This window comes from Acinetobacter kanungonis, from assembly GCF_009939195.1.
Taxonomy (GTDB): domain Bacteria; phylum Pseudomonadota; class Gammaproteobacteria; order Pseudomonadales; family Moraxellaceae; genus Acinetobacter; species Acinetobacter kanungonis.
The window spans coordinates 256,537-281,991 of record NZ_JAACKC010000003.1 but is presented as its reverse complement, the minus strand read 5'-3'; the positions used below and the strand labels follow the sequence as shown (position 1 = coordinate 281,991).

Below are 25,455 nucleotides of genomic sequence, written 5' to 3'. Positions count from 1 at the left end.
GAGATTTCAGGAAACATTATGGCCTATATTACTTTAAGGGATGTCCAACTTGCATTTGGTGGACCTGCCCTGCTCGACGGCGCGAATTTTAACCTAGAACGTGGCGAACGAGTGTGTTTGATTGGCCGTAATGGTGAAGGTAAGTCGACACTACTTAAACTGATTGAAGGTAGCTTACTCCCAGACTCGGGCGAAGTGTCCATTCAAAATGGCTTAACCGTATCTATGCTGGCGCAAGACGTGCCTATGGATTCAGGCAAAGTGGCCGACATCGTTGCCGATGGTGCAGGCGAAGCCGCAACTGTACTGAAAGCATATCACGAAGCGAGCGATGCCTGCACCCTCGGTGACATGGAAGCCTGCGACCGCATGGGCAACTTACAACACAAATTAGACTTGCTTGATGGCTGGGCTCTAGAAAATAAAGTCAATGCTATTTTAAGTAAGATGGGACTGGATCCGAATGCGGATTTGGCCGATTTATCTGGTGGTCGTAAGCGTCGCGTACTGTTGGCACGTGCCTTACTGACCCAACCTGATGTGTTACTACTGGATGAGCCAACCAACCATTTAGATGTGGAAAGCATTGAATGGTTAGAAAAATTCCTACTCGATCAAAACAACCTGACCCTACTGTTTATTTCGCATGACCGTTCGTTTGTAGACAGCATTGCGACCCGTATTGTTGAGCTAGATCGTGGCGTTTTACGCAGCTATGAAGGCAACTATTCGCGCTATCTCGATTTAAAAGCGCAGCAAATGGAAGCTGAAGAAAAGCAAAATGCCTTGTTTGATAAAAAATTAGCGGAAGAAGAGGCCTGGATTCGCCAAGGCATTAAGGCACGTCGTACCCGTAACGAAGGTCGTGTTCGTGCCTTGAAAGCGCTACGTGAAGAATCCAAAGCCCGTCGCTTCCAACAAGGCAAAGTCAGCATGGCGACCCAAGATGCCAATCGTTCTGGCAAATTGGTGTTTGATATTGAGCATCTCAGTGTTTCGTATGATGGCAAACCGCTGATCAAAGATTTTTCTGCCTTGGTGATGCGTGGCGACCGTATTGGTTTGGTCGGTGACAATGGTGTCGGCAAAACCACCTTGATTAAAGCCATTTTAGGTGAAATTGAACATGGCGGTTCGGTCAAGACTGGTACGCAACTTGAGGTTGCTTATTTTGACCAACTCCGTAATGCACTTGACCTTGAAAAAACCGTGATGGCGAACGTATCCGAAGGTTCAGACTTCGTTGATGTCAATGGAAATCGTCGTCATATCTATAGCTATTTACAAGACTTTTTATTCTCGCCAGAACGCGCACGTACACCAGTTAAAGCGCTTTCAGGTGGTGAACGAAATCGTATCTTATTGGCAAAACTATTGCTGAAACCATCCAACCTCATCGTCATGGATGAGCCAACCAATGACTTGGATATGGTGACGCTGGAACTGCTCGAAGAAATGTTGTCAGACTACAAAGGCACTTTACTGTTGATCTCGCATGACCGTGCCTTTATGGACAACGTGGTCACCTCAACTTGGGTGTTTGATGGTAAAGGCAATATTGATGAATACATTGGCGGTTATCAAGATTACCTCGAACAACGTCCAGATCAAAAAGTGGTTGATCAGAAAAGCGATGTAAAAAAGGCACAAGCCAAAGCCGAAGCGGCTGCCGCAGCAGCAACGCCTGCACCGAAAAAAGTGAAACTCAGCTATAAAGATCAACGTGAACTGGATAGCTTACCGGCAGAAATTGAGGCACTAGAAGCTGAACAAACTCAACTTTCAGAGAAGTTGGCTGATGGTTCTTGGTTTGTGACCGATGCAGGTGCAGCAACTCAAGCTTCACAGCGTTTGGCTGAAATTGAAGAATTATTACTAGAAAAACTTGAACGTTGGGATGAACTAGAAAATCTCAGCAAAGGCAATTAATTTAGCCGAGCTTGAATCCTCAAATGTCTGAACAGGCATTTGAGGACATTTTAATACTTAAGAAATTAACCAACTAAATCATCTCTTTTAAAGCCTCTTTATCTTGTTATTTTTGCCAAAGTTTACGGGTTGGCTTGACCAACCATAACGACAGCTGTCGCAAGATCCGATCAAATAGGCTTTGGCGCAACACCCAACAAGTGATGATTGAAAGTAAAATACATACTGTGATTTTAATGCCAGTCGAAACATTTAACTGAATCCAATGTGCCAACCAAATCACCACAAACCCATGCAGCAAATAAACAGGCAGCGTATTTTGTCCCAATCGCGTAAAACGTGATCCCAAACCTTGAAATAACGCTAAAAGGGTGAATATGCCCCAACCAGACAACAATAAACAAGCCAATCGCGTCAAATTTCCCTGCCAGACATCCACTTTAAGTTGGGCATAACTCAAACTGCCGTACCACCAAAATTGACTGAGCTGGGTCGAATACAGAATCAGCATGATCAAAACTAGACTGAGACTACTCCAAATTGTGGCATGTTTCTGTTGTTGCAACCACGCCAATACAGTATGTCCATAACGACATCCCAATACAAAGAAAGGCAAGAACACCCCGATACGCCCAATGGAATAAGCATAATTATTCCACGGTGACAAACCTATTCCGAACGCTATCAAAACCGCCCACAACAGTACCCATCGATTACGATAAAACACATGCATGAACAGCGTCCACGCCATCATTCCCATCAGATACCACATCAGCCAATAAGGTCGTGCAAACAGGTTAAATCGCCATTGCCCCGTCATCAGCAAATCTGAAATGAGGTACAGCATTTGAAAGGGAATAAACAAAGCAATAAAAAAGACGATGTTTTTTAGCCAGTTTTTATCTTTATACAACATACCTGAAATAAAAATAAAAGTAGGCATGTGCATGGCATAAATGGTTTCCAGCAATAAATGACTACTCGGTTGTGACCAACCGATCATTCGCTCCAGAAAATGCCCCAGCACCACCAGAAAAATTAAACCCGCTTTGGCGGTATCCAGTGCGTCATTTCTCATGTATCAGCACATCTAAATCAAAGTTTTATTCATTTATTCTAGCACTGAGATCATTCATTCGATGCGCACTTAGCATTTTAAATCTCGCTCATTCACTCTAACGCCTTCGGCCTTCTCCCTCACACTACAGCCGAACAGTGTCCAATCATTTCCGCTTCATGTTACACTCAAGGCTTTCTTTTCTATGCTTTTCATCATTTATGAGCAACAAGCCAGACTATCAACCCGGTGAATTTCAATGGTCATTTGTCCATCCTAAATATTGGGGAATTTGGCTCGGCATCGTGTTCTTAATGATACTGGCAATTTTGCCATGGGCAATTCAGCACCGTTTAGCCACGTTTCTGGGTAATCTTGCATTTAATAAATTGAAATCACGCAGGAAGACCACCGTTCGCAATTTAGAGGTGTGCTTCCCTGAATGGAGTCCAGAGCAAATTCAAGAGAATGCCCGTCAGGTCTTTGTCGATCAAATGCTCGGGGTGTTTGAAACCCTGAATGCATGGTACTGCCCACAATGGTTTAAAAACCGCGTCACCATTGAAGGCTTGGAACATATTCAAACTGCCCAAGCTGCAGGTAAAGGCGTGCTCCTGCTCGGTACTCACTCTACCCTGTTAGATGCTGGTGGCTATTTATGTGCCCAGTATTTTGAACCTGATGTGGTCTATCGTCCGCAGAATAACCCTTTGTTAGACATGCTGATTTATCGCTGTCGTGCCACGATTTATGCCAATCAAATTGACCATGATGACATGCGTGGTCTGATTCGCAATTTAAAAAATGGACATGCTATCTGGTATAGCCCCGATCAAGACTTTGGCTTAAAGCAAGGCGTGATGGCACCCTTTTTTGGCGTACCTGCCGCGACGGTGACCGCCCATCGACGTTTGCTCAAAATCTCCAAAGCAGTTGCTGTGCCGCTGTATTTTTACCGTCATGGCGATGTGAACAATCCGAAATATCACCTGTTGATTGAACCTGCAGTTGAAAACTTGCCCAGCGAAGATGAAGTTGATGATGCAACACGCGTCAATCAAATTATCGAACGCCAGCTGCGGATTGCACCGACACAATACATGTGGTTTCACCGCCGCTTTAAAACCCGCCCTGAAGGCTATGAAAAGATTTACTAATTGGCGAATAACAGGCACGTAATTTCAATTCTTTTACTGCATGCTGTTTTGGTTTTGTAACTTGAACAGCACAACATCTCAAATAAGGATAAATTCAATGAAAGTGATGCAGCTTCTTCCTGAACTGAATAGTGGAGGTGTTGAACGCGGTACTTTAGAAATTGCCAAGGCATTGGTCAGCCAAGGACATGAGTCACTGGTGGTTTCCAATGGCGGGCGTATGGTGGCACAACTTGAAGCCGAAGGTTCCACACATTTAACTCTGCCGATTCATAAAAAATCCCTGTCGAGCTTATGGCAAATCCGTCCGTTACGTCAGCTGATCCAACAGCATCAACCTGAAATCGTGCATGTCCGCTCGCGTGTACCTGCGTGGTTAACTCATTTTGCCTTAAAGGGCATTCCTGCTTCACAACGCCCGCATCTGATTAGCACCGTACATGGTTTTTATTCCATCAATCGCTATAGTGCAATTATGACTCAAGCAGAAAAAGTGATTGCGGTGTCGGATAGTGTGGTGCAATACATCACCGATCATTATAAAAATTGTCCCCCACAAAATATTGTGCGTATCTACCGTGGTATTGATCCTAAAGCCTTTCCGCATGGCTATCAGCCCTCGGTACAATGGATTCAACACACCTTAAAAGACTACCCGCAACTCGAACATAAATTTTTGTTGTGTTTACCTGGTCGGATCACGCGACTGAAAGGACATGAAACCTTAATTGAATTGATTCAACAGTTAAATGAACAATTTCCCTACTTGCATGCCATCGTCGTCGGTGGGGCTGATCCAAAAAAAGCTGCCTATTTAGATGAGTTACAGCGCAGTATTCAAAGTAAAGGCTTGGAACATCAAATTACCTTTGTCGGACATCGCTCTGATATTCGGGAATGGTTGGCCTATAGTGATGTGGTTTTATCACTCTCCAATCAGGCAGAAACTTTTGGACGCACCGCGCTCGAAGCGCTGTCCGTGGGAACACCCGTGGTCGGCTGGAATCGAGGTGGAGTGGCTGAAATTTTATCGACGGTTTATCCGCAAGGTCTGATTCCTGTTGATGATCAAGCCGAATTGATTCGTGTGGTACAACAGCATATTGAACACCCTAAACAAGTTGCACCCGTGACCCAGTTTAGCTTGCAGGATATGTGTGATCAGACTTTGGCACTGTATCAGAACGTTTTGAAATCGTCATAATCTTTAAATATTTTTCAGATAGACTAAAACACATAACCCGAGTTCTGCTTCCTGCAAAACTCGGGCATATGAGGTTGTGCTTTCAATCATAATTCTTGTTTTAGTGTTTGGTCATCCCAACCAGCCATCATTTCCGTGATGATTTTCCTTCAGCGTCGTCTTCCTTAGTGGGATATTCCGTTCCCTGTTCCTTGTGCTGATGGAGTAAGAATAAAAGAATTCTTCTGCTTCGACCATTCGTCAGAGACCGAAACTTTTGTAAGCAATTTCGTACACAATTTTTTCTTCAGTTTGCAAACTAATTCTCCTTTTTATAATCCTGCGCTATTTCATCGGTCACTCTTTTCTCTTCTCGTTCTGCTTTTTCAATCCCCTCCTCAATGGCTTGCTGAGCTTCTTGTTCATCGGCATCGGTTTGCTCTAGCTCTTCTTGTTGCTGTTCAAAGACACGCCCCGATTGCAACTCGACATAAATTGGGAAATGATCCGAACCGATATGCGGTAGGCGCTGCATTTGAATCAGTGCGAAGTCAGTACTATGAAAGACATGATCCAGAGACCATCGTAAAAAAGGGTAATCGGCATGAAAAGTATTTACATAGTGTCGCCCGACTCGCGGGTCCAGCAAACCACTAATGCGCTGAAAGAGACGGGTGGTTCTTGACCATGCCACATCATTCAAATCCCCCATCACAATACAACTTTGATCCAGTTCTTTAATTTGATCCCCGACAATCAACAGTTCTGCATCACGCAGAGTGGAATCTTTGGCTTCGGTCGGACTAGGTGGTTTGGGATGCAAACAGTACAACTGCACAGGCTGCCCCGATGGCAGCAACACCGTGGTGTGAATCGAGGGAATTTCATCACTCAAGATGAATTTGACTTCGGTCTCTTTTAACTGCAAACGGCTGTACAAATGCATGCCGTACAAATTATCCAAGGGAATCGGGACACGATAGGGATAATCTGCTTCAATTACCTGTAAGGCTTGCTGCCAACGCTGATCGGTTTCCAAGGTCAAAATCAGATCGGGCTGAAATTTGGTAATCTGTTCAATGAGTAAATGATGCTGGGTATTGGGTGTGAGCACATTGGAAATCAGCAGGGAGATTTGCCGTTCGGGTTGTAATTGTGCCTCGGAAACGGTTTGCACCTGTTTTTTCCACAGAAAGGTATAAGGCAAAACCATTTTCAATTGATACGCCAGCGCTGCGATTAAAGCGGTGAGAATCAATTCACGTTGTACATCCCAAGCTGCAGGCCAGAAAATCAACAACACAAATGCCAGCAGACCCAGTACGAGGATTTGCAAACGAGGAAAATCTGTACCGCGAATCCACCACTCATCACGTGGAATCAAAGACCAAAAAGTTAGCACCACCACCGTGACTGCCAAGACTTCTACCCAAATCATATTGTTTTTCTCAATCGTATGCCGTTTGGTAAAACTAAGTCTGGACTAACTTTATCAATTTTGTATGTATCATAAACAAGTTATTTCGTTCAATTATCGTGATGTTTTACTTATGTAGTGCTTGCAGTTGTGGTCGCTTTTGATACACTCAAACCCCTTTTAATTTTTTAACGCACCGAGGCAAAATGACATGAAAGTAGGTCTGGTCGGTTGGCGCGGGATGGTTGGTTCCGTCCTTATGCAACGTATGGTTGAAGAGAATGACTTTGCTCACTTTGAGCCATTCTATTTTTCTACCAGTAATGCAGGTGGTGAAGCGCCTGCATTTGGTGGTAAGACTGCCCCAGCACTTATGGATGCAACAGACATTAGTAGTCTGAAGCAAATGGATGTCATTATTACCTGTCAAGGTGGTGATTATACTTCTGAAGTCTTTCCAAAGCTGAAAGCGGAAGGCTGGAATGGCTACTGGATTGATGCGGCATCTACCCTGCGTATGGATGATGAAGCGATCATCGTACTTGATCCAGTCAACATGAATGTGATCAAAGACGGCTTGGTAAAAGGCACTAAAACTTTTGTTGGCGGTAACTGTACCGTTTCACTGATGCTCATGGGCTTAGGCGGTCTATTCCAAAACAATTTGGTGGAATGGGCAACCTCAATGACCTATCAAGCCGCTTCTGGTGCAGGCGCGCAAAACATGCGTGAATTGATCACAGGTATGGGCTACTTGTATAACAACACCAAAGAGTTGTTAGATGACCCACGTTCTCCAATTCTAGACATCGACTCTAAAATTGCTGAATTACAACGTGGTGAAGGTTTCCCATCTGCAAACTTTGGCGTGCCTTTAGCGGGTTCTCTTATTCCGTACATTGACAAGCAGCTAGAAAGCGGTCAATCGAAAGAAGAGTGGAAAGGTCAAGTTGAAACCAACAAGATCTTGGGCAACCAGCAAATCGTTCCAATTGATGGTCACTGTGTCCGTATCGGGGCAATGCGTTGTCACTCTCAAGCACTTACGTTAAAACTGAAAAAAGACGTCCCGCTGGATGAAATCGAAGATATGTTACGCAATGCCAATCCGTGGGCGAAAGTTGTGCCAAATACACGTGAAGCATCGATGACAGATCTAACGCCTGTTGCAGTTACGGGTACCTTGACTGTTCCAGTGGGTCGTTTACGCAAATTAAACATGGGCAAAGAGTACTTAGGTGCTTTCACTGTCGGTGACCAATTGCTTTGGGGTGCTGCTGAGCCACTCCGTCGTATGCTCCGTATCCTGATTGATTTTAAAAATGCATAAGTATTTTTAAATTTTCAAACAAAAGCCGATCAATTATGATCGGCTTTTTATGTTACTCGAATGTTATCCATTTACAATTCCTCAACATCTCGGTAATGTATAATTCTCTCGTTGCGATATATGACCAGAGTCAAAAACTAAGATGACTGTATATAACAAATTAAAAATTGCTATTCTCGCCATTATTGCATCGCAAAATCTTCAAGCGATTAGTATTGATCCGCTACAGATTCAGTCTGCGCCTGGGGAACTGCTTTATGCAGAAATTCCGTTTCATCATGCAAAAACCGATGTGCCTGTTCAAGTCAGCTTGGCGACTCCAGAAGAGATCAATACTTTAGGCGTCATGCATCAGCCACCTGGTCATCTTAATTTCTTTTCTCGACAAAACAGTGCTGGCGAAGGTGTGATTACCATTACCTCATCTCGACCATTGACTGAGTCTGAACTGAATATTGTGGTTCGCATTCAGGAAGGTAGCGCGGTACATTTGCGACATATTCGTACGCCAATGCAACGTACAGCTGCACCAAAACCCATGTTTAGTGCCAAAGCCAATGAGAAAGTGCTCAGCCCGATCATGATTGTCAGTGAAAAAGATATTGCACTGAATTTACCAACCAGTACCCAGTTTCAAGCACCAATCACGACACAACAAAATTCCACCTCTAACAATGCTGCGGATTCACTCAAGCTCAAAACTATTCAACCACCCAAATTGGCAAGCGTGGCTGAATCAGCTGATGCGCCTATTGTCGTATCTAGCTTGAATACAGCTCCTGCACCAGCAGCAAAAACTCAAATCGCTGGACAGACTGAAAGTAAATCCAACACCCCTGACACAACGATTGCAAAACAGACCACCAACACGCCGAGCGCATCCGCTCAACAGTCTGCCGATCCTTTAGTACAGCAATACCAGAAAAACTCAGCAGCAAAGACGGCTGTGACTTCAGCAGCAACACCAGAAACCACCAAAGTATCAACTGAAGCAAAACTACAAACGCCAAAGCCAGCCCAAACTGCGCCTGCTTCTGAGCCAAAAAATCCCGCAAGCAATCAGCATGTGGTACAAAATAATGAATCCCTGTGGGCCATTGCACAACGGGTTGCCTCAGAGCAAAATCGCCCGATTGGTGAAGTCATGCAGCAAATTAAAACCCAAAACTCGCACGCGTTTATTCAAGGGGATATCAATCGCCTACGTCGCGGTGTGACTTTAAACCTACAGACCAATACCAATAAACCACAGCAGAAGATCGTTACCCCAGCAGATACGACGGTTAAACAGTCTGGCAAAGCCAAATATCGTCTCAATCAGGCCGAAATGAGTTTAGTTGCCGAAAAGAGTCCTGAAGCGACCAATGGGACGGCAAAACAACAGACTGAAAATGAACAAATATCAAATGAATTGTCATTAAAAGTTATGACATCTCGGGAAAAAACCGTTAAATTACAGAGAAACGTAACCCAGCTGGAATTGGCACTACGTCAAAAGGACCAGAGAATTCAATTATTAAATGCTCGTCTTGCGCAATTGCAACAACAGTTGAAAGCGCAACAAGCACAGAAAAAGCCAAACAGCTAACGTGTTATAAATTTTTTAATATTAGAATCAGTGTCTTAAGATTACATTTGATTCATAAGGGGTAAAACATGCTGATTTATGTGATTCCGTTTGTACTGTTGTTAGTCGTGGCCATTGTGCTGAAGAAACGTGAAGCAAGTAAAGAAGCCGATCAGGCACCAAAAAAAACAACTGCTGCAGCACGTACTAAGGCCAAGACACCAGCAAACAAACGCAAAGCCCCTCAAAAAACCCAAGTGATCGAAGATCCTGTTATCGAAAAGAAACAGGAGACTCCACTTAGCGATGAATTACGCACCCAAATTCAGGGGCTAATTCGCGATAGGAACTATTTTGCTGCGGAAGCACAAATCAATCAGGCATTGAATAAAGATAATTCTCAGCATGAGTTATATTTATTACTACTCGACATTCATCTACAACAAAAAGATGAATTTGCAATTAGCCAATTATTCAACCACTTACGCTCACTTGAATTAGAAGATACTCTTATTCAAGCTGAACAGAAAAAAACTGAATACGAGAAAGAAAATCTTTCTTCAGTAGATACTATTGAATTTCAACCGCAAACATCGTCTTCAACAGAAATCGAATCAGCTCCTACACTCAATACTCAAGATTTTGATGCACTAATTAATGATAAACCAATTACATCAAATTCTTTTGATTTATTGCAGGCGGAAACCACTCAACCTGCTGCTGTTGAAGAAAAGCCATTAGAGTTTAAGTCATTTTCACTAAACCCTGAGGCTTTAGAAACAAAGACAGAAGCTACACAAAATGTAGAAGCAGCTCCTCTTAAATTTGATGACCTAGAGCTTAATCCTCAAGCAAAAGACAACGTTGCACCTCAGCCTGAAAACGAACCTCTCGTTACTGAATTGAAAGATCTAGAATTTTCTTTCAATCTAGACCCTGCTCCAACGGTTGAAAGTGCTCCTGAACCTGTAGCGGTGCCTGCTGAAGATACGGTAGAGGATAAACCTGAGTTCAAGTTTTCTTTTGACCTTGAGCAATCTCCTGCTCCGGTAGAAACAACCACACAGATTGAAGAAGAAGCTGCTGCTCTTCCAGCACTTTCATTTGATTTAGACCCGCAAGCATCAGACCGCACAGCAACTCCAAGCATTCCAGTTGATAATGCTGAGCCTGCTACATCCGTTACGGCTGTGGCTCAGGAAGAGGTTAATTTAGAAGATCCATTAGTCCAGTCTTTCCCTGAACTTGGACAAATTAATGAAACCACACTCGATCTAGATTTAGCCGAGCAATATATCCAGTTCGGTTCTTATGACGCTGCCCGCCAGCTTTTAGCTGCAAATTCGAATAAATTTTCGACGGAGCAGCAACATCGTGCAGAACAGTTACGGAATCAAATAGCATCTTAAAGCATTTCCCTCTACTATAAAGCAGTCATACATGACTGCTTTTTTTATGATGAAAAAAATTGCTTTGATTTATATGGGTGGGACTTTTGGCTGTGTCGGTGAACCACTGAGCCCGATGCCTGCAACAGAATTTCTGCCTCAACTTGAGAAAGTTTTACCACTGGATCTTGCCATTGAATGCATGGTCGCACCTGTCATTAAAGACAGTAGTGCTTGCACACCTGCGGACTGGTTGCAATTGGTCCAATTTATACAACAACTGCAATTACAACAATTCCAACATTTTGTCATTATTCATGGCACAGACACCCTCAGCTACGCCAGTGCAATTCTGTCTAGATTTTTAGGACAATCTGCGCATGTCGTGCTCACGGGCAGTCAATATCCATTACTCAACATTCAGGGGCAGGACACACGCGAATTCACCGATGCCATCGACAACCTGAGTTTTGCACTGCATGCGGTTCACACCCAACCTGTTGGGGTATATCTCGCCTTCCATCAACAACTGTTGCATGGACGCAGTGTGTTAAAACAACACACCACGGAACTGGATGCCTTTGCAGGTGTGAACAGCCAGCACGAACTGCCTCAACCGAGTTCAGCATATCTGGTTCAAGCTGAAGATCTGATCAAAGCAGATCAATTCAATTGTCTGAACTTGATGATGCAGCCGATTGCTCTGGATCCTCAATTACAGAATCTACAAACCATCGCACAACGCCCACCCCAATTTCTGATTTTACAGGGCTTTGGTACGGGCAATCTGGCAGTCAATGCTACGTGTATAGCACTCTTCCAACAACTCCGCCAACAAGGTTGTATGGTGCTGCTTACGACTCAGGTTTGTTTTGGTAAAACTGACCAACGCTATGCGATTAGTAGCTGGATTCAGGAAGCAGGTGTGGTGGTGAGTGATTGTATCAGCCATGCTGATTTATATGCCAAAGCACTGTTGATGTATATGAAGCATAATTCGATTGAACAATGCTTTAGCCACTGGCATGACTCGGTTTAATCAAAGGTAAATAGATCTATGCAACGCTTTGCCATTGGCATCGAATTTTCAGGCGCAGCTTATCGTGGTTGGCAAACCCAACAAGCAGGTGTGATTAGCGTACAAGAAACGCTTGAAACTATCCTGAGTAAAATTGCAGACGAACCGATTGTGCTGCATGGTGCAGGTCGTACCGATGCAGGTGTCCATGCGACCAATATGGTGGCGCATTTCGATACGCATGCCATCCGACCGCTACGTGGCTGGTTAATGGGGGCCAATAGCCAACTGCCGAAAGATATTGCCATCCAGTGGATTAAAGAAATGGATCATGAATTTCATGCCCGTTTCAAGGCGCAAGCCCGTCGCTATCGTTATGTGGTCTACAATCATCCGCAACGCCCTGCTTTACTGCATAAACAAGTGACTCATGCTCACTATGCTTTAGATGTAGAAAAGATGATTGCGGCGGCAAAAAAGTTTGAAGGCACACATAATTTTGAGAGTTTTCGTGCCGCTGCCTGCCAATCCAATCAGCCTGTACGCCACGTCAGCCATTGCCGCCTCATTCGTCATGGAGCTTATTTGGTGCTGGATATTCAAGCTGATGGCTTCTTACACCATATGGTGCGTAACATTATGGGCTGTTTGCTGGAAATCGGACAAGGCATGTATGAGATTGACCAAATTGACCAGATTTTTGCTGCGCAGGATCGTAAAGCTGCGGGTGTGACTGCCCCACCTGATGGTCTGTATTTTATTCATGCCGACTATCCAGCCCAGTTCGATTTACCCAAAGTACCTTTAGGTCCACACTGGTTAAACATGCCTGACTAAGTCCTGAGTTCTGTTATCCCTAAAATAAAAAAACCTCCGTACGGAGGTTTTTTTATTTTGAATGGATTAACGTTGTTTCCGCTTGCGGTATTCCACGGGAGTTTCATTAGTCCAGCGTTTAAATGCACGATAAAACGTACTCGGCTCGGAAAATCCAGTCAAATACACTATTCTCTCTACACTTTCATTGGTGTTGGCTAAAAGCTTTTTGGCTAAGCGGCAGCGATAATCCGAAAGGATCTGCTGAAAACTGGTATTGGCTTCACTGAGTTGGGTACGTAAACGACGCGGAGTAATATTTAAATGCGCCGCCACGGTTTCTAAAGTCGTTTCACCACTTTCTAGAGTCGATCCGATCGCACGGCGAACTTCACCCACCAAATCATAGCGAGCCAGCTCTTGCAGTTTTTCAATTGCCAGTTGTTCGTGTAACTGCAACAGTTCTGGTTCAGCTTGCCATAGCGGATAAGCCAAAATGGCAGGATCGAAATAAAGCCGTGTTTCCTTTTGACCTAAACTGACGGGGCATTCAAATACCCGAAAGTATTCATCATCGGGTGCACCTTGAGAAAAGTTAAAGTCAATATACAAGGGCTGAAAACGCCCTTCCGTAATAAACTTAAAAAAGCGCAAAATGCCTGACATCGCACATTCAGAAAAATGACGATTAATTAAGTTTTCCGCCCAAGGTTGCTCACCATTGGTCAAATAACATCGGTCATCTTCTATCACCAAACGTGCATGAAAAGCATCGCTAATCAGACGCTGATACGCCAAGGCACGCTTTAAACCTTCACCAAAATTTTCACTACTGATAAACAGATGTTCAATCACCTGTCCACGATATAAGGGCAAATGCTCCCCTAAATGCAAACCGATATCAGGGTCCTTACTGACGTCTTCTGCTGCTGTCCAAAATGCAAATTGTGCATTCAATGGGGTACGATCATTGGCCTGAACTTGATTTAAGGCCACCCCCGCTTTTGTTAAAATTTCTTCGGTTGGTAATCCTGAACGACGAATCGCCTGATAGCCCAATCGTAGTACAACCGATGCATCCGTTAGCTGACCCACGCAATGACCTTCCTTGTATGTGATTCATTTATACCTAAAACAATAAATTTAGATTAACTGCGATTGACCAAACTGACAACATCTATAGTCAATTTTTTCTGGAAATTTTTGAAACCACCAGTTCGCTTAATTTACTGCCAGCTAGCACACTCCCGGGGGTTTGATTCTTGATTTTTTCTAAAAAATTGACTATAATTTGCCCCTTTCCAATTTGATCATCAGGTAGGCTATGGCCAATAAAGAGGAACTCATTGAGTTCGAAGGCGTTGTCACCGAAACGCTTCCTAATACGATGTTCCGTGTACGTTTAGAAAACGGTCACGAAGTAATTGCCCACATTTCTGGAAAAATGCGTAAACACTATATCCGCATTTTGACTGGCGACAGTGTGAAGGTAGAAATGACCCCTTATGACCTCACTAAAGGTCGTATCACGTACCGTGCACGCTAATTAGTGAATGCAAATGAAGCCACACATGATGTGGCTTTTTTGTTGCCTAAATTTGTCGATTTTACCGTCTATCGTGTTGTGAATCGCATCCAATAAGGGATGCTTATAATGAAGGGAATGATCAAGCTTAGGATGCCCCTATGAAGCTGGTTTCTCTCTTTCTCACAAGCAGCTATCTGTATTTATCTGCATGTGCAACATCACCCTCTTCACATCGACAACTCGAGCAGTACTTGCAAGGCTATATTGGTCAATCCAGCCAGCGAATTGTGCAAGACTTTGACCTCAGTGCTTTAGGCTATGCGCCTGCTCGGCTGGTCAAACAGAATCAAGACGTCTTGATCTACAGCATTCCTCGAGCAATGAATATCCCGATTCCCATTCCGCAAGCACCGAATAGCGCAGGTGAAGCCCCAATTTACATCCCCAGTAACAGCGCGCAACAGTACTCCACCGACTTGTCTTGCACAATTCAGTTTCAGCTCAAAAATGACATCGCAACGGCTGTTCAAGTGAGCCAAGGGACGTGTTAAATGTTCGATTTAACCCATAAAAAAACGCAGCTCAAGGCTGCGTTTTTAACATCAAGTAAGGATTAGGCAAGTGCCGCAACCACTGCTTGACCCATTTCCACTGTACCCACTTTATTCATGCCTTCAGACATAATATCCGCGGTACGTAAACCTTGATCCAAAACTTGACCTACCGCATCTTCAATCGCCTGTGCAGCAGCTTCTTCACGGAAGGTGTAACGTAACATCATGGCAACTGACAAAATTGTAGCTAATGGATTGGCAAGGTTCTGACCTGCGATGTCTGGTGCTGAACCATGGCATGGCTCATACATGCCTTTACCATTTTCATCTAATGAAGCAGAAGGCAACATACCAATCGAACCAGTCAACATTGCCGCTTCGTCAGAAAGGATATCCCCGAACAAGTTACCCGTTACAATCACATCAAACTGCTTCGGTGCACGCACCAACTGCATGGCAGCATTGTCGACATACATGTGCGACAAATTAATTTCAGGATATTGCTCTTCTTTTAATGCTGTAACGGTTTGCTTCCAAAGCTCAGTCACTTCAAGTACGTTGGCTTTATCCACCGAACACACTTTACCACCACGTAAACCAGCCAATTCAAAAGCAACTTTGGCAATGCGCTTAATCTCAGATTCAGCATAAACGTCAGTATTGAAGCCTTGTTTCTCGCCATTTTCGAGTTCACGAATACCACGTGGTTGACCGAAATAGATCCCCCCCGTTAACTCACGCACGATCAAGATATCCAAACCTGCCACGATTTCAGGTTTTAGACTAGACGCATCTGCCAATTGCGGATATAGAATTGCAGGACGCAAATTCGCAAATAAATTCAATTCACTACGAATTTTTAACAAGCCACGTTCAGGGCGAATTGAACGTTCAATGGTATCCCACTTAGGACCACCCACAGCCCCTAATAAAATCGCATCAGCATTTTTTGCCTGCGCTGCTGTCACTGCTGGGTACGGTTCGCCATGTGCATCAATCGCTGCACCGCCTAACAAGCCGTGTTCCCATGTAAGACCTAAATTAAATTTTTCATTGACTCGGTCGAGTACATGTTCAGCCGCCTTGACAATTTCAGGACCAATACCATCACCCGCCAAAATCAAAATTTGTTTAGACATGAGAACTTCCATTATTACATCAGTACATTGACTGTTTAGAGATTAATTTTTTTGCTCTACAAACTCACCCAACCCCGTTTGCGGGTTATATGGTCTGCAAAAGCGACGAATGGTTTTTTGTTGTTGCTGCAAATCGACACAAAGTGGGTCTGGCACAGACGCATTCAGTAAACTGACATGCTGTCGAGTACGATCCCGATACATTTTAAAGGTATAAGTCTGCTTAGCTTTAAAGGCATGAATCACATGCAGGGTTTCTGCTCGGTCTGGTGAAATCGGATAAAATCGGATCACCAGTTCCTGCTGCTTTGCAGGTGCAGATAAGTACAATGCATTCGGCTGATTTAGCGTTTTTGCCTGTAGACGGACCAAACCTTTATCAATTGCATCCGCATTCACTCGATGCGTTTTGGCATCCACAATGAAAACTTCACCTAGACGCTCAAACTCACAATTATGCGTTCCAGCACAATAAATCAAAGCATTTGCTGGCGTGTTCTCGGTGTATTCCACCTGCTTGATGCGAGCACTATCTACCCACTGGCACGCGCTGAGGGTACTGAACAATAATCCCGCAACGACACATTGACCGAGAACCTTCGTCATTTTGCTAGCCCAACCTTGCGTAATAAAGCATTGATCATGTTGATTATGCCCCGATGTTAGCAAGAGTTGGGCGCTGTTGTCATGAGTAAATATGCAACCTTTAGCCTTGAATTTCTTGAAAAACCCAAGGACGCGACTGTTTGGTTTTTTCTTCATAGGCACGAATGTCATCTTGCGCCTGTAAAGTTAAACCAATGTCATCCAAACCATTTAACAAGCAATGCTTGCGGAACGGATCAATTTCAAATTTGAACGCTTCACCTGATGGGGTACGTACTTCTTGCGCAGCAAGATCAATCGTGAGTTGATAGCCTTCATTCGCTGCACATTCTTTGAAAAGTTGATCGACAATTTCTTCAGCTAAAATTACAGGTAACATCCCGTTTTTAAAACTGTTATTGAAGAAAATATCGGCATAGCTTGGAGCAATTACTGTACGGAAACCGTATTCTTCCAATGCCCATGGTGCATGTTCACGGCTTGAACCACAACCAAAATTGGCACGAGAAATAAGAACCGAAGCCCCTTGATAGCGTGGTTGATTTAACACGAAGTCAGGATTTTTCGGACGTTGTGAATTGTCCTGTCCCGGATAGCCTTCGTCTAAATAACGCAACTCATCAAATAAGTTATCGCCAAAACCAGTACGCTTGATTGATTTCAAGAACTGCTTCGGAATAATTAAATCAGTATCGACATTGGCACGGTCTAATGGTGCAACAATACCTTGTTCAACGGTATAAGCTTTCATTCTTTGCTCCCTTCAACCCAATTAAAATGTACGAACATCGACAAAGTGACCTGCAATTGCCGCTGCTGCTGCCATTGCAGGACTCACCAAGTGCGTGCGACCGCCATTGCCCTGACGACCTTCAAAGTTACGGTTTGAAGTTGAAGCACAGTGTTCACCGGGTTGTAATTTATCAGCATTCATTGCCAAACACATTGAACAACCTGGTTCACGCCATTCAAAGCCTGCCTCAAGGAACACTTGATCCAAGCCTTCTTCTTCGGCTTGCTTTTTCACCAAACCCGAACCTGGAACCACCATCGCTTGTTTAATGCTAGCAGCCACTTTGCGACCTTTGATCACTTCTGCCGCTGCACGAATATCTTCAATACGCGAATTGGTACATGAACCAATAAACACGCGATCCAATTGAATGTCCGCCAATGCCTGACCCGCTTCTAAGCCCATATAGTTATAGGCACGTGTCCAGTCATTGCGTTGTACGTCATCTTTCGCTTGAGCCAAAGTGGGTACTGCTTGAGACACTGGAATCACCATCTCTGGAGAAGTGCCCCAAGACACTTGTGGCTCGATCTCTTCGCCTTGTAAGACCACAACGGTATCGAATTCTGCATCGGCATCTGAGTGTAAAGTATTCCAATACTCAACCGCCGCATCCCATTGTTCCGCTTTCGGTGCATAAGGACGATCTTTCACATAAGCAATGGTTTTGTCATCGACTGCAACCATGCCGACACGCGCACCCGCTTCAATCGCCATGTTACATACTGTCATACGACCTTCAATCGACATATCACGGAACACTTGACCACCGAATTCAATCGCATGACCTGTGCCACCCGCAGTGCCGATTTTACCAATAATGGCTAAGACCACGTCTTTTGAGGTTACGCCCTGACCCAAGGTGCCATCCACGCGAACCAACATGTTCTTCATTTTCTTTTGAACCAAGCATTGGGTTGCCAATACATGTTCAACTTCAGATGTCCCGATCCCATGTGCCAAACAACCGAAAGCACCATGCGTAGCCGTGTGTGAATCACCACACACCACGGTCATGCCAGGTAAGGTTAAGCCTTGTTCTGGTCCAACCACGTGCGCAATACCTTGACGGATATCGTTAATTTTAAATTCAACAATATTGAAGGCTTCACAGTTGTCATCCAAGGTTTGTACTTGAATCCGTGAAGTATCGTCTTCAATACCTGCAATACCTTGCTCACGCTCTTTCTTCGAGGTCGGTACGTTATGGTCAGGCGTTGCCACATTGGCACTTAAACGCCAAGGTTGACGTCCTGCAAGCTGTAAACCTTCGAATGCTTGCGGTGAAGTCACTTCATGTAATAAATGACGGTCGATATAGAGCAAGCATGAACCATCATCACGTTGTTTTACTAAGTGGTCATCCCACAATTTGTCATATAAGGTTTTGCCTGCCATGTCGACGCGCTCCATAGAACTGGGTAATTGCTTTACTTTAGGTGATTATAACGCTGAAATAATATAAATCTAATTTATCATTTTTATAGATTTAAAAACTTTTTAGAATACTTAAATACCAAAAATTAAATCGTATTATTCGATCCTTTTTAAAAAAATATTCGTTTTTACAGATTAAATCAAACTCATTATCATTTACTCATACCCAACGACTCAAGGCAAAAACTCATGGCGCATATTTATCAATTTGTTCAACACAATCAACGTACCTTAAAGAAAACCTTCAGCTATTACATTATGCATATTAGCGTTGCCATGCTGGTCGGCTATTTTGTCACAGGCAGCTTAGTGATGGCAATTACCTTAAGTTTACTCGAACCAACAGTACAAGCGATTGCATTCTTCTTCCATGAAAAAGTATGGGACAAGAAATCGAATCCAGAGACGAACTCTCAAGAAAGCACAGCTTAAATTGTTCCTCCTTGAGTCGGCTTTCCACTTTGCACCCTACCCTCGGGTGCTTTTTTTATTGCTTAATGCAAAAAGTTTATAAATAATACATTACACATAAAAAAACTTTATGGATTACTCCTATGAATTTGGCCGCCTTTGAAGCATTTGTAAAAGTCATGGAAACAGGTTCTATTTCTTTGGCGGCAGATCAACTGTTTATTACCCAACCCGCAGTGACCAAACGAATTCATAGCTTGGAAGATTATTTTGGGGTGAAATTATTTGAGTCGGCAGGACGTGGGGTACAAGCCACCCATGCCGCACATTCACTATTACCGAAAGTTAAAAACTGGCTGAATGAACTGGGCGATATTCACCATACCCTCAGCCATGAACAAGGTCAGGTGCAAGGCAAGCTCAAGATTGGCACCAGCCATCATATTGGTCTGCACCATTTACCGCATCATTTACGCAATTATGTACAACGCTTTCCGCAAGTCACTTTAGATGTGCATTTTGTTGATTCCGAACAAGCGCATGAACAAGTGCTGGCGGGTGATTTGGAGTTGGCATTTCTAACCTTGCCTCCGCAAGGTGATGATCGCCTGAATTATGTCACCATCTGGAAAGATCCTTTGGTGTTTGTGGCAGCACCGTTTCATCCCTTGGCACAAAAGAAAAATCTCAAACTGGAAGATTTAATCGCCTATCCGAGTTTATTGCCCTCTGCGCAAACCTATACCAGTCAAATTACGCTGGCAGAATTTGAAAAGCAGGGGTTAAAACCGAAAATCACCATGAGCAATAACCCACTGGAATCCATCCGGATGTTGGTTTCTATTGGCTTAGGCTGGTCGGTACTGCCGCAAACCTTGCTTAATCAAGACCTACAGCAACTCGACATTAATTTTGAAATGAACCGTCAACTGGGTATGGTGTGGCACCCTGGGCGTACACAATCCAAAGCGGTACTGGAACTGATTGAAATGATGAAGTAATCGCGACAATAAAAAACCATCTCAAAGATGGTTTTTTATTGTATTGGGTCTTAGGAATTCATGATGGCCAGTCCAATCAACCCAAGCACTATCAGCAACGGGATTAAACCTGCAACAACATTGGTTCCACCACATTTTTCCAATTCAACGCTCAGGTCACCTTTTTCCAATTGTCGTAGTTTGGCAATCTGCTTATCAACATGATGCTTATACAAAGTATTGCCGAATACACCGAAGGCGACACTCAAGCCGATGGTTGAAGCAAAACTGTCTATCTCTAAAACGGTTTCAATCACCCCAATCAGGATAATCAATGCGATTGCCATTACCGCATAGCTATACATTTTTCGGTAAAACAACCAAATAACACCGAAGAAAAAGGCGGCAATATTAAAGCCGGCATAGGGTTTCTTGGGCGTCATTTCCCCAAACTGTTGCTGGTAATAAGTTTGATATTTCTCACCGACAAATGCGGCACGATCTTGCTCCAGCTGATGCATCAAGGCTGAATTTTCTAAGGGCACTGACGGCGGAACTGCTTGTTGATCTAAAGTCATATTATTCTTCTTCATTTATGTGTTTATTTACGACCAGACGTAAAAGTCTTTTGATCACCACATTTGAATATAAACCCTATTTTTTAAGCACCGACTCTTCATGCAAGGATTCATTCAATTGATCAACCACAATCGCCCACTCGCCATCGGACTGGATTTTTTCTTCTAAAAACTGGCGTTGCGCTTCGTTCCAGTAATCTGCCTGCACAATATGAGTCTTTGCATTCAATTGATGGGTCACAATAAATAATGCAATCGCATCTTCACTCGCGTCTAAACCGAGCTGTTCAAATAAATGTGTCATTCTTGGTCGAACTTGATTCATGCTCATGTCCTTATCGTCTTATTATTCTCACCATCAGCATAGCAACTCGAAGCGCTGAAAACTGTTAAATCTGTTTAACATGCGCAAAAAAATGGGCAGATTTTCATCCACCCATGTCGCTTAAAATCCGCGTCAGATATACATGATTTAGGCAATCGACCAGTCTTGAATATCCCAACCTTTTTCTTTGGCTAAGACTTCTAAGCGATCATCTGGATTGACGGCAATGGCATGATCCGCATATTCCAACAGGAAACGGTCATTGATGGAGTCTGAATAGGCCCAAGACTCCTCTACTTCACGTCCGGCCAGCCATAAATCCAAACGTGCCAATTTGCCTTTTTGATAACATGCGATATTAATCACTTTACCCGTATATTTACCATCCACCACTTCCGCATTGGTCGCAATGATTTCCGTAATTCCAAATTCACGAAAAATCGGTGCGGTAATAAAGTCTGAAGTGGCCGTAATACCCACCAAGGCATGACCTGCATCACGATGTTTTTCAATCGCAGCAAAACCTTCTGGGCGCATTTGAGGACGAATCACTTTCTGCATGAACAATTCATGTAGGTCGCTTAAATACTGATTGTCATGCTGAGTCAGAAATTCGAATACAAATTCATTGTAGGCAATCGGGTCTAATTGCCCTGCCTTGTAGTCTTCATAAAATTTGTCGTTCATTTGACGATGGCGGATGGGATCGACCAGTCCTTCATTGACTAAAAACTCTCCCCAAGAATGATCTGAATCGGTATTAAGTAAGGTGTGATCGAGATCAAATAGCGCCAATTTCATGAAAATACTCGTAAAAACTGAAATTTAAGAAAAAAATTGTAAATCTATCTCCGCTAGTCGATAGAAATTCGTTAAGATCATAGCAATTTTAACATTTTAGCTTTGTTTTGGTTCGAGTTGGATAAAGAAATAACAATCCCCGAACGCGAGGCCACAATATTACACAAAATTTAGGTAGCCAAATGATCGACTCTGAAGGTTTCCGACCCAATGTCGGGATCATTTTGGCAAACGACTTTGGACAGGTTTTATGGGCAAAGCGCATTGGACACAATGCTTGGCAATTTCCACAAGGAGGTATCCAATATGGAGAAACCCCTGAACAGGCACTTTATCGTGAGCTGAGAGAAGAAGTTGGCTTACTGCCCGAACACGTCGAAATCATAGCGCAAACTAAAGGGTGGTTGCGCTATCGTTTGCCACATCGGTATATACGTGCGGATTCAGACCCCGTATGTATTGGTCAAAAACAAAAGTGGTTTTTACTCAAGTTGACCGCTTCGGTACAGCATATTCAATTGAATTTGTCCGATCCTCCTGAATTCGACCAATGGCAATGGGTGAGCTATTGGTATCCCTTGGGACAGGTGGTCAATTTCAAGCGTGATGTTTACCGTAAAGCCATGGTGGAATTGTGCAATCAATTACCCATTAAAAAACCTTAAAAAAATTGTATAAATATGCAGATTTTTTAGGACACTATTGCTATAAATAAAACTAATTTACACTTTTTTTGGGAGCAGACTCTATGTCGAATATGCAACTGGATACCCTTAGACGGATTGTACAAGAAATCAATGCGTCCACCAGTATGCATGAATCACTCGACATTATGGTCAATCAGGTCGCAGAAGCGATGCATGTGGATGTCTGCTCCATCTATCTGCTTGATGAACGCAATCAACGCTATTTACTCATGGCATCGAAGGGGTTAAACCCTGAGTCTGTCGGACATGTATCGCTGCATACGGGTGAAGGACTGGTTGGTCTGGTTGGACAGCGCGAAGAAATTGTCAACCTAGATGATGCACCCAAGCATGAACGCTTTATGTACCTGCCAGAAACTGGGGAAGAAATTTATAATTCTTTCCTTGGGGTACCTGTCATGTACCGCCGCAAGGTGATGGGCGTGCTGGTGGTGCAAAATAAAGATAAGCAAGATTTTAGTGAAGCCGCAGAATCCTTCCTCGTGACCCTCTGTGCGCAGCTTTCAGGTGTAATCGCACATGCACATGCCGTGGGCAATATTGATGTCTTCCGCAAACCTAGCAACCTGCCAGCCTACAAGACCTTCCAAGGGGTTTCAGGTTCAGGTGGTATCGCCTTAGGTCGTGCCGTCATTCTATATCCGCCTGCCGATTTATCCGCTGTTCCTGACCGTGAAGCCGATGACATCAGTGAAGAATTGGATTTACTGGATCGTGCACTGAAAGCAGTCCGTGAAGAAATTCAATCGCTTGACGATAAAATGCAAGATGCTTTGATGGCAGAAGAACGTGCCCTGTTTAGTGTGTTCTTGCGCATGCTGGATGAAAATGCCCTGCCTGCCGAAATCAAGTCCGAAATTCGGGACGGCAACTGGGCACAAGGTGCAGTCCGTATTGTCATTGATAACCATATTGCGCTGTTTGCGCAAATGGAAGATGACTACTTGCGCGAGCGCGTGGCGGATCTGAAAGACTTAGGTCGACGGATTTTAGCGTTTTTGCAAGAAGCCGATTCCAGCCATCGAGAACTCACCGATGAAAGCATTTTGATTGGCGAGGAAATTTCGACCGCTGCCTTGGTGGAATTGCCTGTCGATAAAATTGCAGCGATTGTGACCACTGAAGGTGCCATGAATTCACATATGGTGATTGTGGCACGTGCGTTAGGTATTCCGACTGTGGTCGGGGTGACTGAACTGCCGATTAATACCCTTGATGATGCAGAAATGATTGTGGATGCCCATCAAGGAAGGGTTTTTATTAATCCGCCACGTCGTTTACGTACCCGCTATAAAGAAATCCAGAAAGAAGAAGAGCAAATTGCCAAAGACCTGAAACAGTACGAGACCAAAGATGCAATCACGCCTGATGGGATTGCCGTTCGTCTCTATGTGAATACAGGCTTGATGATTGATGTAGTACGTGGTGTGCAACGCGGCGCGAAAGGGGTTGGTTTATATCGCTCTGAAATTCCGTTTATGTTGCGTGACCGCTTCCCGGGTGAAGAAGAACAACGTGCCATTTACCGTCAGCAGCTCAGCCACTTTGCCAACAAACCCGTGGTGATGCGAACGCTAGATATTGGTGCCGATAAAGATTTACCCTACTTCTCGATTGAAGAAGAAAACTCAGCATTGGGTTGGCGAGGCATTCGCTTTACTCTGGATCATCCTGAAATTTTTTCTTCGCAAATTCGTGCCATGCTCAAAGCCAGCATTGGTCTCAATAATTTGCATATCTTGTTGCCAATGGTCACCAGTGTCAGTGAAGTCGAAGAAGCCCTGTATTTACTCGATCGTGACTGGCATGCGGTACAAGAAGAAGAACAGGTCAAAATCAATAAACCGAAAATTGGGATCATGGTCGAAGTGCCAAGTGTGCTGCTGCAAATTGAAGAGTTTGCAGAGTTGGTGGACTTCTTCTCGGTGGGTTCGAACGACTTGACCCAATATCTATTGGCAGTGGATCGTAATAACCCGCGAGTTGCCAATGTCTATTCGCACTACCATCCATCCATACTACGTGCGCTCACTCGCTTAGTTCAAGAATGTCATAAATTTGATAAACCGATCAGTATTTGTGGTGAAATGGCGGGAGATCCGCTCTCTGCAATTCTACTCATGGCGATGGGCTTTAATACCTTGTCCATGAGTTCGAGTAACATTCTACGTGTGCGTAAAGCCATTTGTCATGTGCCGATGTCTGATGCGCAAGAACAGTTGGATCGTGTGTTAAAAATGAGTAATCCACTGATGGTGAAAAGCTGGATGGAATATTATTTTAAAACTCATGGCTTAGCCGATATGGTGAAATCAAGTACCCGTATTGTCGGAGTTTAACACAGCACTATAGGCTGAAAGACCGAGCATAAAAAAGGGCGATAATCTTCGGAATATCGCCCTTGCTTATGTTTGCTATAACCACGTTTTGCATTTTTCTTTCGATCTATAAACACTTGGCTTTTATTGACCTCATGCATATGTTTTGCCACAAAGTTATGCACGACCAGTTCGGGTTGTCGTTTCTGTTTTGCCATGTAATTTCACCTTTTACACACCAATGTTGATTGAACTACTAAAAAAGTAGGAAGTTGATGATACGCCTTTTTGGCTATTTTACAAGCAGATTTCATCCCCTATAGATGCTGTGCTTCACTGTCCAAGTTCACCACCTCTATACAGGTTCTCGCATGTAGCTTTTGCCTAAACGCCTGAATCTACAGATAGCTATGTGC

Annotated in this window: 25 protein-coding genes; 14 read left to right on the top strand and 11 right to left on the bottom strand. The window is 43.8% G+C overall.

The features are described from left to right. The first annotated feature begins 18 nt into the window (after positions 1-18). Positions 19-1,929: an ATP-binding cassette domain-containing protein gene (locus GWK51_RS07585; RefSeq protein WP_142769561.1), complete on the top strand. Its 1,911-nt coding sequence runs from the start codon at positions 19-21 to the stop codon at positions 1,927-1,929. Between the two features lie 106 nt (positions 1,930-2,035). Here the strand turns inward: GWK51_RS07585 and GWK51_RS07580 are convergent, their stop codons facing one another. Beyond that, entirely contained in the window at positions 2,036-3,007 is a 972-nt protein-coding gene (locus GWK51_RS07580; protein ID WP_161933241.1) for an acyltransferase family protein, read from the bottom strand. 200 nt (positions 3,008-3,207) lie between these two features. Here GWK51_RS07580 and lpxL point away from each other — a divergent pair, with 200 nt between their 5' ends. Both lpxL and GWK51_RS07570 read left to right on the top strand, forming a co-directional pair. Next, positions 3,208-4,143: an LpxL/LpxP family Kdo(2)-lipid IV(A) lauroyl/palmitoleoyl acyltransferase gene (gene lpxL, locus GWK51_RS07575; RefSeq protein ID WP_161933240.1), complete on the top strand. Its 936-nt coding sequence runs from the start codon at positions 3,208-3,210 to the stop codon at positions 4,141-4,143. A 97-nt stretch (positions 4,144-4,240) separates the two neighbouring features. Continuing rightward, positions 4,241-5,347 (top strand): glycosyltransferase family 4 protein, encoded by a 1,107-nt coding sequence (locus tag GWK51_RS07570; RefSeq protein ID WP_161933239.1) that lies wholly within the window; start codon positions 4,241-4,243, stop codon positions 5,345-5,347. Positions 5,348-5,645: 298 nt separating this feature from the next. Here the strand turns inward: GWK51_RS07570 and GWK51_RS07565 are convergent, their stop codons facing one another. Further along, on the bottom strand, positions 5,646-6,764 hold the full coding sequence (locus tag GWK51_RS07565) for an endonuclease/exonuclease/phosphatase family protein (RefSeq protein ID WP_161933238.1): 1,119 nt from the start codon (positions 6,762-6,764) through the stop codon (positions 5,646-5,648). A gap of 190 nt (positions 6,765-6,954) precedes the next feature. Between GWK51_RS07565 and asd the strand changes: the two genes are divergently transcribed. From asd to truA, 5 genes are all read left to right on the top strand, one after another. Continuing rightward, on the top strand, positions 6,955-8,073 hold the full coding sequence (gene asd, locus GWK51_RS07560) for an aspartate-semialdehyde dehydrogenase (protein ID WP_100240541.1): 1,119 nt from the start codon (positions 6,955-6,957) through the stop codon (positions 8,071-8,073). Between the two features lie 142 nt (positions 8,074-8,215). Beyond that, the gene (locus tag GWK51_RS07555; RefSeq protein ID WP_161933237.1) at positions 8,216-9,661 is read left to right on the top strand and encodes a type IV pilus assembly protein FimV; all 1,446 of its coding nucleotides are present in this window, start codon (positions 8,216-8,218) and stop codon (positions 9,659-9,661) included. Positions 9,662-9,729: 68 nt separating this feature from the next. After that, positions 9,730-11,049, top strand: coding sequence for a hypothetical protein (locus GWK51_RS07550; protein WP_161933236.1), 1,320 nt, complete (start codon positions 9,730-9,732; stop codon positions 11,047-11,049). 46 nt (positions 11,050-11,095) lie between these two features. Beyond that, positions 11,096-12,067 carry an asparaginase domain-containing protein gene (locus tag GWK51_RS07545; RefSeq protein ID WP_161933339.1) on the top strand — a complete coding sequence of 324 codons (972 nt, stop codon included), beginning with the start codon at positions 11,096-11,098 and terminating at the stop codon, positions 12,065-12,067. 18 nt (positions 12,068-12,085) lie between these two features. Next, the gene (gene truA / locus GWK51_RS07540) at positions 12,086-12,883 is read left to right on the top strand and encodes a tRNA pseudouridine(38-40) synthase TruA (protein ID WP_161933235.1); all 798 of its coding nucleotides are present in this window, start codon (positions 12,086-12,088) and stop codon (positions 12,881-12,883) included. A gap of 66 nt (positions 12,884-12,949) precedes the next feature. On the opposite strand, the gene GWK51_RS07535 is transcribed toward truA, so the two are convergent. Then, positions 12,950-13,957, bottom strand: a complete 1,008-nt coding sequence (locus GWK51_RS07535) for an AraC family transcriptional regulator (protein WP_100240537.1) — start codon at positions 13,955-13,957, stop codon at positions 12,950-12,952. Positions 13,958-14,186: 229 nt separating this feature from the next. Between GWK51_RS07535 and infA the strand changes: the two genes are divergently transcribed. Continuing rightward, positions 14,187-14,408: a translation initiation factor IF-1 gene (gene infA / locus GWK51_RS07530; protein WP_001284370.1), complete on the top strand. Its 222-nt coding sequence runs from the start codon at positions 14,187-14,189 to the stop codon at positions 14,406-14,408. Between the two features lie 140 nt (positions 14,409-14,548). Next, positions 14,549-14,941: a hypothetical protein gene (locus GWK51_RS07525; protein ID WP_161933234.1), complete on the top strand. Its 393-nt coding sequence runs from the start codon at positions 14,549-14,551 to the stop codon at positions 14,939-14,941. 62 nt (positions 14,942-15,003) lie between these two features. On the opposite strand, the gene leuB is transcribed toward GWK51_RS07525, so the two are convergent. The 4 genes from leuB to leuC all read right to left on the bottom strand — a co-directional run bounded on the left by leuB (position 15,004) and on the right by leuC (position 18,880). Beyond that, entirely contained in the window at positions 15,004-16,083 is a 1,080-nt protein-coding gene (leuB, locus tag GWK51_RS07520; protein ID WP_100240535.1) for a 3-isopropylmalate dehydrogenase, read from the bottom strand. A 42-nt stretch (positions 16,084-16,125) separates the two neighbouring features. Then, positions 16,126-16,689, bottom strand: coding sequence for a hypothetical protein (locus tag GWK51_RS07515; protein WP_100240534.1), 564 nt, complete (start codon positions 16,687-16,689; stop codon positions 16,126-16,128). A 100-nt stretch (positions 16,690-16,789) separates the two neighbouring features. Continuing rightward, positions 16,790-17,440 carry a 3-isopropylmalate dehydratase small subunit gene (gene leuD / locus GWK51_RS07510; RefSeq protein WP_100240533.1) on the bottom strand — a complete coding sequence of 217 codons (651 nt, stop codon included), beginning with the start codon at positions 17,438-17,440 and terminating at the stop codon, positions 16,790-16,792. Positions 17,441-17,461: 21 nt separating this feature from the next. After that, complete coding sequence (gene leuC / locus GWK51_RS07505) at positions 17,462-18,880, bottom strand: 3-isopropylmalate dehydratase large subunit (protein WP_161933233.1); 1,419 nt, start codon at positions 18,878-18,880, stop codon at positions 17,462-17,464. A 228-nt stretch (positions 18,881-19,108) separates the two neighbouring features. Here leuC and GWK51_RS07500 point away from each other — a divergent pair, with 228 nt between their 5' ends. Next, on the top strand, positions 19,109-19,351 hold the full coding sequence (locus tag GWK51_RS07500; protein WP_161933232.1) for a DUF2061 domain-containing protein: 243 nt from the start codon (positions 19,109-19,111) through the stop codon (positions 19,349-19,351). 122 nt (positions 19,352-19,473) lie between these two features. Continuing rightward, positions 19,474-20,331 carry a LysR family transcriptional regulator gene (locus GWK51_RS07495; RefSeq protein ID WP_142769572.1) on the top strand — a complete coding sequence of 286 codons (858 nt, stop codon included), beginning with the start codon at positions 19,474-19,476 and terminating at the stop codon, positions 20,329-20,331. A 50-nt stretch (positions 20,332-20,381) separates the two neighbouring features. On the opposite strand, the gene GWK51_RS07490 is transcribed toward GWK51_RS07495, so the two are convergent. From GWK51_RS07490 to GWK51_RS07480, 3 genes are all read right to left on the bottom strand, one after another. Next, entirely contained in the window at positions 20,382-20,888 is a 507-nt protein-coding gene (locus tag GWK51_RS07490; protein ID WP_161933231.1) for a DUF2628 domain-containing protein, read from the bottom strand. Between the two features lie 76 nt (positions 20,889-20,964). After that, entirely contained in the window at positions 20,965-21,213 is a 249-nt protein-coding gene (locus tag GWK51_RS07485; protein WP_100240529.1) for a DUF2789 domain-containing protein, read from the bottom strand. A 147-nt stretch (positions 21,214-21,360) separates the two neighbouring features. Continuing rightward, a complete protein-coding gene (locus tag GWK51_RS07480) occupies positions 21,361-22,014 on the bottom strand; it encodes an HAD family hydrolase (RefSeq protein ID WP_161933230.1) in 654 nt (217 codons plus the stop codon). A gap of 182 nt (positions 22,015-22,196) precedes the next feature. On the opposite strand from GWK51_RS07480, the gene GWK51_RS07475 reads away from it, so the two are divergent. Both GWK51_RS07475 and ptsP read left to right on the top strand, forming a co-directional pair. Continuing rightward, positions 22,197-22,679: an RNA pyrophosphohydrolase gene (locus tag GWK51_RS07475; protein ID WP_016168296.1), complete on the top strand. Its 483-nt coding sequence runs from the start codon at positions 22,197-22,199 to the stop codon at positions 22,677-22,679. An 83-nt stretch (positions 22,680-22,762) separates the two neighbouring features. Then, positions 22,763-25,060, top strand: coding sequence for a phosphoenolpyruvate--protein phosphotransferase (gene ptsP / locus GWK51_RS07470; protein ID WP_161933229.1), 2,298 nt, complete (start codon positions 22,763-22,765; stop codon positions 25,058-25,060). Here ptsP and GWK51_RS07465 read toward each other — a convergent pair. Beyond that, a complete protein-coding gene (locus GWK51_RS07465) occupies positions 25,057-25,257 on the bottom strand; it encodes a DUF7230 family protein (RefSeq protein WP_161933228.1) in 201 nt (66 codons plus the stop codon). The two genes, ptsP and GWK51_RS07465, sit on opposite strands and share 4 nt — an antisense overlap. Positions 25,258-25,455 lie beyond the last annotated feature (198 nt).

Bases quoted from the DNA above. Each gene is read 5' to 3' on its own strand.
- GWK51_RS07585 (WP_142769561.1), top strand. From the start codon at position 19: ATGGCCTATATTACTTTAAGGGATGTCCAACTTGCATTTGGTGGACCT.
- GWK51_RS07580 (WP_161933241.1), bottom strand. From the start codon at position 3,007: ATGAGAAATGACGCACTGGATACCGCCAAAGCGGGTTTAATTTTTCTG.
- lpxL (WP_161933240.1), top strand. From the start codon at position 3,208: ATGAGCAACAAGCCAGACTATCAACCCGGTGAATTTCAATGGTCATTT.
- GWK51_RS07570 (WP_161933239.1), top strand. From the start codon at position 4,241: ATGAAAGTGATGCAGCTTCTTCCTGAACTGAATAGTGGAGGTGTTGAA.
- GWK51_RS07565 (WP_161933238.1), bottom strand. From the start codon at position 6,764: ATGATTTGGGTAGAAGTCTTGGCAGTCACGGTGGTGGTGCTAACTTTT.
- asd (WP_100240541.1), top strand. From the start codon at position 6,955: ATGAAAGTAGGTCTGGTCGGTTGGCGCGGGATGGTTGGTTCCGTCCTT.
- GWK51_RS07555 (WP_161933237.1), top strand. From the start codon at position 8,216: ATGACTGTATATAACAAATTAAAAATTGCTATTCTCGCCATTATTGCA.
- GWK51_RS07550 (WP_161933236.1), top strand. From the start codon at position 9,730: ATGCTGATTTATGTGATTCCGTTTGTACTGTTGTTAGTCGTGGCCATT.
- GWK51_RS07545 (WP_161933339.1), top strand. From the start codon at position 11,096: ATGATGAAAAAAATTGCTTTGATTTATATGGGTGGGACTTTTGGCTGT.
- truA (WP_161933235.1), top strand. From the start codon at position 12,086: ATGCAACGCTTTGCCATTGGCATCGAATTTTCAGGCGCAGCTTATCGT.
- infA (WP_001284370.1), top strand. From the start codon at position 14,187: ATGGCCAATAAAGAGGAACTCATTGAGTTCGAAGGCGTTGTCACCGAA.
- GWK51_RS07525 (WP_161933234.1), top strand. From the start codon at position 14,549: ATGAAGCTGGTTTCTCTCTTTCTCACAAGCAGCTATCTGTATTTATCT.
- leuB (WP_100240535.1), bottom strand. From the start codon at position 16,083: ATGTCTAAACAAATTTTGATTTTGGCGGGTGATGGTATTGGTCCTGAA.
- GWK51_RS07515 (WP_100240534.1), bottom strand. From the start codon at position 16,689: ATGACGAAGGTTCTCGGTCAATGTGTCGTTGCGGGATTATTGTTCAGT.
- leuD (WP_100240533.1), bottom strand. From the start codon at position 17,440: ATGAAAGCTTATACCGTTGAACAAGGTATTGTTGCACCATTAGACCGT.
- leuC (WP_161933233.1), bottom strand. From the start codon at position 18,880: ATGGCAGGCAAAACCTTATATGACAAATTGTGGGATGACCACTTAGTA.
- GWK51_RS07500 (WP_161933232.1), top strand. From the start codon at position 19,109: ATGGCGCATATTTATCAATTTGTTCAACACAATCAACGTACCTTAAAG.
- GWK51_RS07495 (WP_142769572.1), top strand. From the start codon at position 19,474: ATGAATTTGGCCGCCTTTGAAGCATTTGTAAAAGTCATGGAAACAGGT.
- GWK51_RS07490 (WP_161933231.1), bottom strand. From the start codon at position 20,888: ATGACTTTAGATCAACAAGCAGTTCCGCCGTCAGTGCCCTTAGAAAAT.
- GWK51_RS07485 (WP_100240529.1), bottom strand. From the start codon at position 21,213: ATGAATCAAGTTCGACCAAGAATGACACATTTATTTGAACAGCTCGGT.
- GWK51_RS07480 (WP_161933230.1), bottom strand. From the start codon at position 22,014: ATGAAATTGGCGCTATTTGATCTCGATCACACCTTACTTAATACCGAT.
- GWK51_RS07475 (WP_016168296.1), top strand. From the start codon at position 22,197: ATGATCGACTCTGAAGGTTTCCGACCCAATGTCGGGATCATTTTGGCA.
- ptsP (WP_161933229.1), top strand. From the start codon at position 22,763: ATGTCGAATATGCAACTGGATACCCTTAGACGGATTGTACAAGAAATC.
- GWK51_RS07465 (WP_161933228.1), bottom strand. From the start codon at position 25,257: ATGGCAAAACAGAAACGACAACCCGAACTGGTCGTGCATAACTTTGTG.